General features: G+C 73.4%; 10 protein-coding genes and 1 tRNA gene. 9 read left to right on the top strand and 2 right to left on the bottom strand.

All coding sequences use genetic code 11. The features are described from left to right. Positions 1-23: 23 nt before the first annotated feature. The 7 genes from metG (at position 24) to K330_RS0114165 (ending at position 8491) form a co-directional block, all read left to right on the top strand. Positions 24-1841: a methionine--tRNA ligase gene (gene metG, locus K330_RS0114195; RefSeq protein ID WP_022922483.1), complete on the top strand. Its 1818-nt coding sequence runs from the start codon at positions 24-26 to the stop codon at positions 1839-1841. Continuing rightward, positions 1838-2686: a TatD family hydrolase gene (locus K330_RS0114190; RefSeq protein WP_022922482.1), complete on the top strand. Its 849-nt coding sequence runs from the start codon at positions 1838-1840 to the stop codon at positions 2684-2686. The genes metG and K330_RS0114190 overlap by 4 nt, the downstream gene beginning before the upstream one ends. Positions 2687-2690: 4 nt before the next feature. Further along, positions 2691-3560 (top strand): 16S rRNA (adenine(1518)-N(6)/adenine(1519)-N(6))-dimethyltransferase RsmA, encoded by an 870-nt coding sequence (gene rsmA / locus K330_RS0114185; RefSeq protein WP_022922481.1) that lies wholly within the window; start codon positions 2691-2693, stop codon positions 3558-3560. Positions 3561-3577: 17 nt separating this feature from the next. Then, positions 3578-4846 (top strand): MFS transporter, encoded by a 1269-nt coding sequence (locus K330_RS0114180; protein WP_022922480.1) that lies wholly within the window; start codon positions 3578-3580, stop codon positions 4844-4846. Positions 4847-4922: 76 nt separating this feature from the next. Then, positions 4923-5927, top strand: a complete 1005-nt coding sequence (locus K330_RS0114175; protein ID WP_029202691.1) for a 4-(cytidine 5'-diphospho)-2-C-methyl-D-erythritol kinase — start codon at positions 4923-4925, stop codon at positions 5925-5927. 97 nt (positions 5928-6024) lie between these two features. Further along, positions 6025-7893 (top strand): ABC-F family ATP-binding cassette domain-containing protein, encoded by a 1869-nt coding sequence (locus K330_RS0114170; protein WP_022922478.1) that lies wholly within the window; start codon positions 6025-6027, stop codon positions 7891-7893. A 70-nt stretch (positions 7894-7963) separates the two neighbouring features. Beyond that, positions 7964-8491, top strand: a complete 528-nt coding sequence (locus tag K330_RS0114165) for a MarR family winged helix-turn-helix transcriptional regulator (protein WP_022922477.1) — start codon at positions 7964-7966, stop codon at positions 8489-8491. A 9-nt stretch (positions 8492-8500) separates the two neighbouring features. Here the strand turns inward: K330_RS0114165 and K330_RS0114160 are convergent. Then, positions 8501-8579, bottom strand: a tRNA-Gln gene (locus K330_RS0114160). Positions 8580-8623: 44 nt separating this feature from the next. Further along, on the bottom strand, positions 8624-9235 hold the full coding sequence (locus tag K330_RS0114155; protein WP_040658212.1) for a TetR/AcrR family transcriptional regulator: 612 nt from the start codon (positions 9233-9235) through the stop codon (positions 8624-8626). Positions 9236-9359: 124 nt separating this feature from the next. Between K330_RS0114155 and glmU the strand changes: the two genes are divergently transcribed. Next, positions 9360-10907: a bifunctional UDP-N-acetylglucosamine diphosphorylase/glucosamine-1-phosphate N-acetyltransferase GlmU gene (gene glmU, locus K330_RS0114150; protein ID WP_022922475.1), complete on the top strand. Its 1548-nt coding sequence runs from the start codon at positions 9360-9362 to the stop codon at positions 10905-10907. Further along, entirely contained in the window at positions 10907-11890 is a 984-nt protein-coding gene (locus tag K330_RS0114145) for a ribose-phosphate diphosphokinase (protein WP_022922474.1), read from the top strand. Before glmU ends, K330_RS0114145 begins: the two co-directional genes overlap by 1 nt. Positions 11891-11984: the final 94 nt, after the last annotated feature.

Below are 11984 nucleotides of genomic sequence, written 5' to 3'. Positions count from 1 at the left end.
AGCCGCACCTAGACTGTGGCCCCATGACCCACGTCCTCACCTCCGTCGCCTGGCCCTACGCCAACGGGCCGCGCCACATCGGCCACGTGGCCGGGTTCGGCGTCCCCTCCGACGTCTTCAGCCGCTACATGCGGATGGCGGGGCACGAGGTGCTGATGGTCTCGGGGTCGGACGAGCACGGGACCCCGATCCTGGTCCAGGCGGACAAGGCAGGGATGAGCCCGCAGGAGTTCATCGACGTCAACCACCGGGCGATCGCCGAGGACCTCGTCGCGCTGGGGGTCTCCTACGACCTCTACACGCGCACGACCACCGCCAACCACCACGCGGTCGTCCAGCAGATGTTCCTGGCCTGCCACGCCAACGGCTACATGGTCGAGCAGACGCAGCGGGTGGCGATCAGCCCCTCCACCGGGCGCACCCTGCCCGACCGGTTCATCGAGGGCACCTGCCCCATCTGCGGGTACGCCGAGGCGCGCGGGGACCAGTGCGACAGCTGCGGCAACCAGCTCGACCCCACCGACCTGCTCAGTCCGCGCTCGAAGATCAACGGCGAGACGCCGCAGTTCACCGACACCCAGCACTTCTTCCTCGACCTGCCGGCCCTGGCCGAGGCGCTCGGGGAGTGGCTCGACGGCCGGGAGGCGAGCGGCCTGTGGCGGCCCAACGTCATCCGCTTCTCCAAGAACATCCTCGAGGAGATCCGGCCGCGGGCGATGACCCGCGACATCGACTGGGGCATCACGGTCCCGCTGGAGGGCTGGTCGGACCACCCGACGAAGAAGCTCTACGTCTGGTTCGACGCGGTCATCGGCTACCTGTCGGCGTCGGTGGAGTGGGCGCGACGCATCGGTGACGCCGAGCGCTGGCGGGAGTGGTGGAACGACCCGCAGGCGCTGTCCTACTACTTCATGGGCAAGGACAACATCACCTTCCACTCCCAGATCTGGCCCGCGGAGATGCTGGCGCACAACGGGAAGGGCAGCCGGGGCGGGCAGGTCGGCCCCTTCGGCGAGCTCAACCTGCCGACCGAGGTCGTCTCCAGCGAGTTCCTCACGATGGAGGGCCGGCAGTTCTCCACCTCGCGCAACGTGGTCATCTACGTCCGCGATGTGCTCGAGCGCTACCAGCCCGACGCGCTGCGCTACTTCCTCTCCGCCGCCGCGCCGGAGACGGCTGACTCCGACTTCTCCTGGCCCGAGTTCCTCAAGCGCACCAACACCGAGCTCGTCGCCGGCTGGGGCAACCTGGTCAACCGCACCGCCTCGATGATCGCCAAGAACTTCGGCGAGATCCCGGCGGCCGGCGAGCTCGAGGAGGTCGACCGCGCCCTGCTCGACCAGGTCCGCGCCGGGTTCGGCATGGTCGGCGAGCTCATCGGCACGCACAAGCAGAAGGCCGGCCTCGCCGAGGCGATGCGCCTGGTCGGCGAGGCCAACGCCTACGTCTCGACCACCGAGCCGTTCAAGCTCAAGGGCGAGGACCAGCGCGAGCGACTAGGGACCGTGCTGCACGTCCTGGCCCAGGCCGTGGTCGACCTCAACACCATCCTGTCGCCCTACCTGCCGCACAGCTCGACCGCGGTGCACCGGGCGCTCGGCGGTGAGGGCGTCTTCCAGCCCATGCCGCAGGTGCGGGAGGTCGACGACCTCGACGACCCGTCGCGGCCCGCCTACCCGGTCATCACCGGCGAGTACTCCGCCGCCCCCCGCTGGGAGCACCGTCCGGTGCGCGTGGGCGCCCCGGTGGCCAGGCCGACGCCGATCTTCACCAAGCTCGACCCCTCGGTGGTCGAGGAGGAGCGGGCGCGGCTCGGGCTGGTCGACGAGGCAGGGGTATGACGGACCCGCGCCGCTCGGAGCGTCCGCCGGCACCGGACCGGCTGCCCGTCCCGGTCGTGGACAACCACTGTCACCTCGACATCCGCCGTGACGAGGCCCCGGAGGTCCCGCTGGACCGGGTCGTCGCCGAGGCGGCCGCCGTCGGCGTGGACCGGCTGGTGCAGATCGGCTGCGACATCTCCTCGGCCCGGTGGACCGCGCAGGTCGTGGACGAGCACCCCGCCCTGCTCGGCGGTGTCGCGATCCACCCCAACGAGGCGCCGCGGCACGAGGCCGCGGGTGACCTCGACGACGTGATCGACGAGATCGCCGACCTGGCCCGGCGCCCGCGCATCCGGGTGGTCGGTGAGACCGGCCTGGACTTCTACCGCACCGGCCCCGAGGGGGTGGCCGCGCAGGAGCACTCCTTCCGCCGGCACATCGCGATCGCCAAGGAGCTCGACCTGGCGCTGCAGATCCACGACCGTGACGCGCACGAGGACGTCCTGCGCATCCTGGCCGAGGAGGGGGCGCCGGAACGGACCGTCATGCACTGCTTCTCCGGTGACATGGAGATGGCACGAGAGTGCGTGCGCCGCGGCTACTACCTGTCCTTCGCCGGGACGGTCACCTTCCGTTCGGCACGGGGCCTGCGCGACGCCCTGGCGATCACCCCGACGGAGCACCTGCTCGTGGAGACCGACGCGCCCTACCTGACCCCGACCCCGCACCGGGGCCGCACCAACGCGCCCTACCTCGTCCCGCTGACCGTCCGTGCCATGGCCGCCACGCTCCGCACGAGCGTGCCCCAGCTGTGCGAGGCGCTGTCGGCCAACAGCGAGCGCGTCTACGGGTCCTGGGACTAGGGCCGTGACCGACCCCGACGACACCGCCGGCGCCGAGGCCCTGCTGGGCCCGGCCGAGATCCGCGCGCTCGCCGCCGAGCTGGGCGTGCGCCCCACCAAGCAGTGGGGCCAGAACTTCGTCATCGACAAGGGCACCGTGCGGCGCATCGTCCGCGCCGCCGAGGTCACCGCCGAGGACGTCGTGCTCGAGGTCGGGCCCGGCCTGGGGTCGCTCACCCTGGCGCTGCTGCCGCACGTGCGGCACCTCACCGCCGTCGAGATCGACCCGGTCCTCGCGGCGCAGCTGTCCCGCACGGTCGGTTCGACGGCCCCGCGCCTGGCCGACCGCCTCACCGTGCTGCACACCGACGCCCTGCGGGTCACCGACCTGCCCGACCCGCAGCCGACGGCCCTGGTGGCCAACCTGCCCTACAACGTCGCGGTCCCGGTCGTGCTGCACCTGCTGGCCACCGTGCCGACGCTGCAGAGGGTCCTCGTCATGGTCCAGCTCGAGGTCGCCGAGCGGCTCGCCGCCGGCCCCGGCAGCAAGGTCTACGGCGTGCCCAGCGTCAAGGCCGCGTGGTATGCCGAGGTCACCGGGGCCGGACGGATCGGGCGCAGCGTCTTCTGGCCGGCGCCCAACGTCGACTCCGGGCTGGTCCGCATGGTGCGGCGCGAGCCGCCGACGACCAGGGCCAGCCGCGAGGAGGTCTTCGCCGTCGTGGACGCCGCCTTCGCCCAGCGGCGCAAGACCCTGCGTGCCGCCCTGTCCGGCTGGGCCGGCAGCGGCGCGGCCGCCGAGGAGCTGCTGCGCGTCGCCGGGGTCGACCCGCGTGCGCGCGGCGAGGTGCTGACGGTGGAGGACTTCGCGCGGATCGCCGAGGCACGGCACTGACCGCGCGGCCCGCGGGCATGTACCGGGAGCTGTTCTGGCCGGTCCTGGCGCCCTCCATGCTCGTCGGCGTGGCCGCCGGGGCGACGGTGCCGGTGTCGGTCCTCGCCGCCCTCCAGCTGGGGGCCTCCCCGGCGCTCGGCAGCCTCATCATCGCCATGGTGGGAGCCGCGGCACTGCTGACCACCGTGCCGGCGGGCCGGTTCATCGACCGCGTCGGGGACCGCCGCGCGATGCTGCTGGCGACCGGCGGCGGCGCCGTGTGCACGGCGCTGACGGTGGCGGCCCTGGTCTGGGGCGGACCGGGCGCGCTGGCCCTCTTCGTCGTCTCGGTCGTGCTCAGGGCCCCGGTCATGAGCGTCTGGAACCTCTCGCGGCAGGCTCTCGTCGCCGGCCACGTGCCCACGGCGCAGCTGGGCCGGGCGATGACGGCCCTGGGCGGCACGATGCGTGCCGGCAACCTCGTCGGCCCGCTGCTGGCCGCCGCGCTGCTGCTGGTGCTGCCGATGTGGTCGGTCTTCGTGCTGAGCATGGCGTGCGCCCTGCTCGCGCTGGCGATCCTCTACTCGCGGGCCGGCTCCGCCCTGGACGTCGCGGCGCGGGAGCTGGCGGCGCGGGAGCTGGCGGCCCGGGACGTGGCCGACACCGGCACCGCCGAGGACGCGGTCCGGCCGGTGGACCCGGCCCGGGCCGCCGCGGCAGCGTCCGCCGTGCGCTGGCGGGCCGTGGTGCTCAGCGGGGTCGCCGTCGCCGCCCTGGCGATGGCACGGGTCGCCCAGCCCGTCGGCGTGCAGCTGTGGGGCGTGCACCTCGGCCTGACCGAGTCGGTGATCTCCCTGCTCGTCGCGGTCGGTGCCGCGGTCGAGCTGGTCATGATGTTCCCCGGCGGCCACCTCAAGGACCACCTCGGCAGGGCGCCGGTCCTCGTCCTGTGCCTCGCCGTCTACGGCACCGGCTTCGTGCTCATGCCGCTGCTGCCGCACCTGACCGGCATGGTGGTCGCCGTGCTCGTCATGGCTGTCGGCAACGGGCTGGGGGCCGGCATCAACATGACCATCGGCGCCGACCTGAGCCCGGCCGCCAACCGGGCGCGCTTCCTCGGCATCTGGGCGCTGTTCAGCAACGGTGGCGTCCTGGCCGGCCCCGCCGCCATGTCCGGGCTGGTGGCCGTGGGTGGCGTCCGGCTGGGCCTGCTCGGGATCGCCGTGGCCGCCCTCGCGGGAGCTGCCTGGATGGCGGCCTGGGCGCGCGTGGCGGACCTGCCGCGCGGCGTCGGCCGCGGCGCGTGAGCGGCATACCCCGGCCTGCAGGTGCCCCGTCGGCCCAGGCCGCGCCGACCCCGGACCACCCCCTAGGGTGTGGCTCATGAGCCTCGGGGACAGCACAGACGCCATAGCCGTCCGCGTGCCCGGGAAGATCAACCTCGAGCTGGTCGTCGGGCCGGTGCGCGAGGACGGCTTCCACGAGGTCTCGACGATCCTGCAGGCCGTCAGCGTCTACGACCGGGTGACCGTCAGCACCGCCGACCGCTGGTCGGTCCACGTCACCGGCCCCTACGCCGACCGCGTGCCAGCCGACGACTCCAACATCGCGCTCGTGGCGGCCAAGACCCTCGCCCGCCGCCGGCCGCGGCGCGGCAAGCTCGAGCCGGTCCGCATCGACATCGACAAGAACATCCCGGTCGCCGGCGGCATGGCCGGCGGCTCGGCCAACGCCGCGGCGACGCTGCTCGCCTGCCGCGAGCTGTGGCAGCTCGACCACGTCGACAACGACCTGCTCGAGCAGGTCGCGGCCGGGATCGGCTCCGACGTCCCCTTCCTGCTGCACGGCGGCACGGCGATCGCCTCCGGCCGCGGCGAGCAGGTCACCCCCGTGCTCGGCCGCGGCGAGCTGCACTGGGTGCTGTGGGTGGGGGAGGGGCTCGGTCTGTCCACCCCCGACGTGTATGCCGAGTGCGACCGCCTGCGGGACGAGGCAGGGCTGGAGCCGCCGGCGCCGCAGCCCTCCGAGGAGCTGATGACCGCGCTGCGCAGGATGGACGCCGACGAGGTGGCGGCCGCGCTGCGCAACGACCTGCAGGAGGCCGCCGTCTCGCTCGAGCCCAGGCTGCGCGAGGTGCTGGAGGCCGGCGTCGAGCTGGGCGCGCGGGCCGCGCTCGTCTCGGGGTCCGGGCCCACGGTCGCCTTCCTCACCGGCTCCCAGGCCGAGGCGATCGACCTGTCCGTCGGGCTGGCGGCCAACGGCCCGACCGGTGACATCGTCCGTGCCATCGGACCGGTCCCCGGGGCCCAGGTGGTCCAGCACACCCGCACGCCCCCCAGGCCGCCGGTGCCCACGCGCCCCAGCCCGCTGGGACCCGTCACCGACTAGAGACCCCGGCTGTGGGCCCGAGGGGAGCGAGGAGGGCCCGGGCGGCCGCGCCGCGTAGGCTGGAGCGTCCCCCAACCCCGACCGCAGGAGCCTGCGCATGCCCCCGCCCGCCAGCCTTGTCGCGCTCGACCACGCGCACCTCGTCGCGGGCACCCAGGTGCTCCTCGACGACGTGTCGGTCGGTGTCTCCGACGGTGACCGGATCGGGGTCGTCGGGCGCAACGGCGGCGGCAAGTCCAGCCTGCTGGGGGTGGTCGTCGGCACGCGCACCCTGCACGGCGGCAGGGTCATCCGCACCGGTGACGTCACGATGGGCATGCTGGGGCAGGTCGACGCCCTCGATCCCGCCGCCACGGTCGGGCAGGTCGTGCTCGGTGACCTCGCCGAGCACGAGTGGGCCGGGCAGGCACGGGTCCGGGAGATCCTCGGCGGCCTGCTCGGCGGGACCGACGCCCAGGCCATGGGCGGGTGGGAGGCGACGGTCGGGCCGATGTCGGGCGGTGAGCGCCGTCGGCTGGCGCTCGCGGCGCTGCTCGTCCAGGACCCCGACCTGCTGGTGCTCGACGAGCCCACCAACCACCTCGACGTCGAGGGCGTGGCCTGGCTCGCGACCTACCTGTCCTCCCGTCGCCCCCGGCCCGGCAGCGCGCTGCTCGTCGTGACCCACGACCGCTGGTTCCTCGACGCGGTGAGCACGCGCACGTGGGAGGTCTCCGACGGGCAGGTGCACACCTACGACGGCGGGTATGCCGCCTACGTCCTGGCGCGGGTGGAGCGCCAGCGCGTCGCGCAGGTGACCGAGGAGCGGCGGGCCAACCTCGCCCGCAAGGAGCTCGCCTGGCTGCGGCGCGGAGCACCGGCCCGGACGAGCAAGCCGCGCTTCCGCATCGAGGCGGCGACCGCCCTCATCGAGGGCGAGCCGGAGCCCCGCGACTCCGTCGAGCTGGTGCGCTTCGCCACGACCCGGCTCGGCAAGGACGTGCTCGACCTCGTCGACGCCACGGTCACGATCGGGGAGCGGACCCTGCTCGAGGACGTCACCTGGCGGCTCGGGCCCGGCGACCGCTACGGGATCGTCGGGGTCAACGGCGCCGGCAAGTCGACGCTGCTGCGCGTCCTGCAGGGCCAGCACCCCCTGGCGGCGGGCCGGCTGAAGACCGGCAAGACCGTGCGCATGGCGTGCCTGAGCCAGGAGCTGCGCGAGCTCGACCGCGTGCGCGGCTGGACCGTCATCGACGCGATCACCGAGGTGCGCTCCTTCACCACGATCGGCGGCAAGGAGGTCTCCGCCTCCTCGCTGGCGCAGCGGCTGGGCTTCACCGGCGGACGGCAGCAGTCGCGCGTCGGCGACCTGTCCGGCGGGGAGCGGCGCCGGCTGCAGTTCGTGCGGCTGCTCATGGACGAGCCCAACGTGCTGCTGCTCGACGAGCCGACCAACGACCTGGACATCGACACCCTCACCTCCATGGAGGACGTGCTCGACGGCTGGGCCGGGACCCTGCTCGTCGTCTCCCACGACCGCTACCTGCTGGAGCGGATGACCGACCGGCAGGTGGCGCTGCTCGGCGACGGCACGCTGCGCGACCTGCCCGGCGGGGTGGAGCAGTACCTGCAGCTGCGCCGCGGCATGGCCGCCAACGCGGGCCGGGGCGGCACCGGTCGGGCCTCGGGTGCCGGGGCTGTGGGCGCAACCGGGGGCGGCAGCACCGGTGGTGCCGCCGCGTCGACCGGCGGCACCGCATACACGGCGGCCGAGGTGCGCGAGGCCCGCAAGACCCTGGCCCGGGTCGAGAAGGCGCTGGACCGGATCCATGAGCAGGAGGCGGCCCTGCACGAGCAGATGGCGGGCGCCGCGACCGACCCCGAGCGGCTGGCCGGGCTCACGGAGAGCCTGCGCGTGCTCACCGAGCAGGAGGAGGGGCTCGAGCTGGAGTGGCTCGAGGCGTCCGAGGCCGCGCAGGGGTGAGGAGGCCGGCCGTCCGCCGGCCCCCGCCGGGATGCCTCGACGTCGAGATATCGGGCGCTACGCTCGGCCCATGGGTCAGCGCAGCGCGGGAGGCAGCGACGGCGTCGGCGGCGCGGACGACGTCGACGGGGTCGTGGCGGCCTGGCGCCGCGAGCGGCCCGACCTCGACGTGGCCCCGCTGGAGGTCCTCTCGCGGGTGTCCCGGCTGGCGCGGCACCTGGACATCGCCCGTCGCCGGGCCTTTGCCGAGCAGGGCCTGGAGGCGTGGGAGTTCGACGTGCTGTCGGCGCTGCGCCGCTCGGGCGACCCCTACCGGCTGACGCCGGGCGACCTGCTGCGCGAGACGCTCGTCACCAGCGGCACGATGACCAACCGGCTGGACCGGCTGGCCGAGCGGGGCCTGCTGACCCGCCAGGCGGCACCCCACGACCGGCGCGCGGTCCTCGTCACCCTCACGCAGGAGGGACGGCGGCTGGCCGACCAGGCGCTCGAGGCCCTGCTGGAGGGGGAGCGCGAGCTGCTGGCCGGACTGGCGACGGACGAGCGGTCCCGGCTGGCGGCATACCTGAAGCGGTTGCTGGTCGACTTCGAGGGGTGAGGAGGCGGGCTCCCCGGGCAGGAATCGAACCTGCGTCGCTAATCCTGATTCAAAGTCAGGCGGCCCCTACCAGCAGAGCAACCGGGGAACGTCCGGGCGGCGGACCGTCCCAGGGTAGGTCATCGGGCGGGCTCAGCCCTTGTGCGGCTTGGTCCGCAGGACCGGCCTGGGCTCCATGCCGGACAGGCCGTTCCAGGCGAGGTTGACCAGGTGCGCCGCGACGTCCTCCTTCTTCATCCGGCGGGAGTCGAGCCACCACCCGCCCGGGATCGCGACCATGCCGACCAGCATCTGGGCATACAGCGGGGCGGTCTTGGGGTCCAGCCGGCGGCGCTTGAACTCGGCCGCGAGGATGTGCTCGACCTGGGAGGCGATGTCGCTGATGAGGCTGGCGAAGGACCCCGTGGACTGCCCGGGCGGGCTGTCGCGCACGAGGATGCGGAAGCCGTCCGTGGAGGTCTCGATGTAGTCCAGCAGCGCCATGGCGGCGGCCTCCAGCAGCGCCCGGGCGTGCGTCTTCTCCTGCGTCAGCGCCTCGGTCATCTGCCCCAGCAGCGCCTGGATCTCGCGGTCGACGACGACGGCGTAGAGCCCCTCCTTGCCGCCGAAGTGCTCGTAGAGGACGGGCTTGGAGACCCCCGCGGTGGCGGCGATCTCCTCGACGGTCGTGCCCTCGAACCCCTTCTCGGCGAACAGCCTGCGGCCCACCTCGATCAGCTGGGAACGGCGCTGCGGCCCGGTCATCCGGTTGCGCGGCGAGGACTTCGCGGGGGAGGTGGTCACCGGCCCATCATGCCTTGCGGCCCGGTGTGCGGTAGGCCCGCGACCGGCGAGGAGGGACCCGCCGCGCGCGGGTAGAGTCAGGCCCGTGACCTCCCGCCACCCCACTGCCGTGATTGTCCTGGCCGCCGGTGAAGGCACCCGGATGAAGTCCGCGACCCCCAAGGTCCTGCACCGCATCGGGGGTCGTTCGCTGCTGGGGCACGCCCTCCACGCCGCTCGCCAGGTCGGCCCTGCGCACCTGGCCGTCGTCGTCCGTCACGAGCGCGACCGGGTCGCCCAGCACGTCGCCGAGCTCGACCCGCAGGCGGTCGTGGTCGACCAGGACGAGGTCAAGGGCACCGGCCGCGCCTGCGAGTGCGGGCTGGACGCCCTGCCCGCCGACGTCACGGGCACCGTCGTGGTGACGATGGGCGACGTCCCCCTGCTGACCCCCGCGACGCTGGCCGACCTCACGGAGCGGCACGAGACCAGCGGGGCGGCGGTCACCGTCATCACCGCCGAGCTGCCCGACGCCAAGGCCTACGGGCGCGTGGTGCGCGACGGGTCCGGCGACGTCGTGGCGATCATGGAGTACAAGGACGCCCTGCGCCACCGCGAGGCTGGTGACGACTTCGCCCACGTCGTGGACATCCGGGAGATCAACTCCGGCATCTACGCCTTCGACGCCCAGGTGCTGCGCGCCGCGCTCGCCGAGGTGGGCACCGACAACGCGCAGGGCGAGAAGTACCTGACGGACGTCGTCGGGATCGCCCGCCGCGACGGTCGCCGGGTGGCGGCCCACCTCGTGGACGACCTGTGGCAGACCGAGGGCGTCAACGACCGGGTCCAGCTGGCGACCCTGGGCCGTGAGCTCAACCGGCGCACCGTGGAGCACTGGATGCGCGAGGGCGTCACGGTCGTCGACCCCGCCACCACGTGGATCGACGCCGACGTGACGATCGGGCGCGACACGACGATCCGGCCCGGCACCCAGCTGCTGGGCGCGACGACCATCGGCGCCGAGGTCGTCGTCGGCCCCGACACGACCCTGACCGACGTCGAGGTGGGCGACGGCGCCAGCGTCGTGCGGACCCAGGCAGAGCTGGCCACGATCGGGCCCGCGGCGACCGTGGGGCCCTTCTCCTACCTGCGTCCCGGGACCGTCCTGGGGGCCCACGGCAAGATCGGCGGCTTCGTCGAGACCAAGAACGCCGAGATCGGCGAGGGGGCCAAGGTCCCGCACCTGACCTACTGCGGTGACGCGACGATCGGCGAGGGCGCCAACATCGGCGCCGGCACGATCTTCGCCAACTACGACGGCGTGGCCAAGCACCACACCACCGTGGGCCGGCACAGCTTCGTCGGCTCCGACTCGGTGCTCATCGCGCCCGTCGACATCGCCGACGGGGCCTACGTCGCAGCCGGCTCGGCGATCGAGGGGACGGTCGGCCCCGGCCAGATCGCCGTCGCGCGCGGCCGGCAGCGCAACGTCGACGGCTGGGTGGCCCGTCGACGTGCCGGCACCAAGACCGCCGAGGCCGCCGAGGCCGCCGGTGCCGCCGCCGGTGCGGCCGGTGTCGAGCATGCCGAGCAGGCACCGCATACCTCGTCCGAGCCCGCGGCGAGCCCCGAGACCCCCACCCAGGAGAGCTGATGACCGGCATCCACCGGACCACGGAGAAGAACCTCATGGTCTTCACCGGCCGCGCGCACCCGGAGCTCGCCGAGGAGGTGGCCGTCGAGCTCGGCACGTCGCTGGTGCCGACGCAGGCCTACCAGTTCGCCAACAGCGAGACCTACATCCGCTTCGACGAGTCGGTCCGGGGCTGCGACGCGTTCGTCATCCAGAGCCACGTGGCGCCGGTCAACGAGTGGATCATGGAGCACCTGATCATGGTCGACGCGCTCAAGCGCGGGTCGGCCAAGCGGATCACCGTGGTGCTGCCGTTCTACGGCTACGCGCGTCAGGACAAGAAGCACCGCGGGCGGGAGCCGATCTCGGCCCGGCTGGTCGCCGACCTGTTCAAGACCGCCGGCGCCGACCGACTGCTGGCCGTCGACCTGCACACGGCGCAGATCCAGGGCTTCTTCGACGGCCCGGTCGACCACCTCATGGCCACCCCGATCCTGTCCAAGCACGTGCGGGACAAGTACGGCGACGAGGACCTGGTGGTGGTCTCCCCGGACGCCGGCCGCATCAAGGTCGCCGAGTGGTGGAGCAACCGGCTCGGCGGTGCCCCGCTGGCCTTCATCCACAAGACCCGCGACATCGAGCGGCCCAACCAGTCGGTCGCCAACCGCGTCGTCGGTGAGGTCGAGGGCCGCATGTGCATCCTCGTCGACGACATGATCGACTCCGGCGGCACGATCTGCCAGGCCGCCGACGCGCTCATGGCCGAAGGTGCCAAGGGCGTGGTCATCGCCGCCACGCACGCGATCTTCTCCGGCCCGGCCGTCGACCGGCTGCGCGACTCGGTCGCCCTGGAGGTCATCGTCACGAACACGCTGCCGCTGAGCCAGGAGGCCCAGGCGCTGGAGAAGATCACCCAGCTCTCCATCGCCCCCCTGGTCAGCCGCGCGATCCGCGAGGTGTTCGAGGACGGCTCGGTCACCTCCATGTTCGAGGGCCGGGCCTGACGCCTGCGATTTCACCCCTCGCGGGCCTGCCGCTAGACTTGCGGGGTTGCCTCGGCGAGGGACACCGCACGGATGCGGTGGCCGTGATTCGACG

This window comes from Ornithinimicrobium pekingense DSM 21552 (genome assembly GCF_000421185.1).
In the GTDB taxonomy this organism is placed as follows: domain Bacteria; phylum Actinomycetota; class Actinomycetes; order Actinomycetales; family Dermatophilaceae; genus Ornithinicoccus; species Ornithinicoccus pekingensis.
This window is presented reverse-complemented; position numbering and strand designations above follow the sequence as displayed.

Coding starts and splice junctions, on each gene's coding strand:
- K330_RS0114165 (WP_022922477.1), top strand. CDS start 7,964: ATGGGTCAGCGCAGCGCGGGAGGCAGCGACGGCGTCGGCGGCGCGGAC.
- K330_RS0114170 (WP_022922478.1), top strand. CDS start 6,025: ATGCCCCCGCCCGCCAGCCTTGTCGCGCTCGACCACGCGCACCTCGTC.
- K330_RS0114175 (WP_029202691.1), top strand. CDS start 4,923: ATGAGCCTCGGGGACAGCACAGACGCCATAGCCGTCCGCGTGCCCGGG.
- K330_RS0114190 (WP_022922482.1), top strand. CDS start 1,838: ATGACGGACCCGCGCCGCTCGGAGCGTCCGCCGGCACCGGACCGGCTG.
- K330_RS0114180 (WP_022922480.1), top strand. CDS start 3,578: ATGTACCGGGAGCTGTTCTGGCCGGTCCTGGCGCCCTCCATGCTCGTC.
- K330_RS0114155 (WP_040658212.1), bottom strand. CDS start 9,235: ATGACCGGGCCGCAGCGCCGTTCCCAGCTGATCGAGGTGGGCCGCAGG.
- metG (WP_022922483.1), top strand. CDS start 24: ATGACCCACGTCCTCACCTCCGTCGCCTGGCCCTACGCCAACGGGCCG.
- K330_RS0114145 (WP_022922474.1), top strand. CDS start 10,907: ATGACCGGCATCCACCGGACCACGGAGAAGAACCTCATGGTCTTCACC.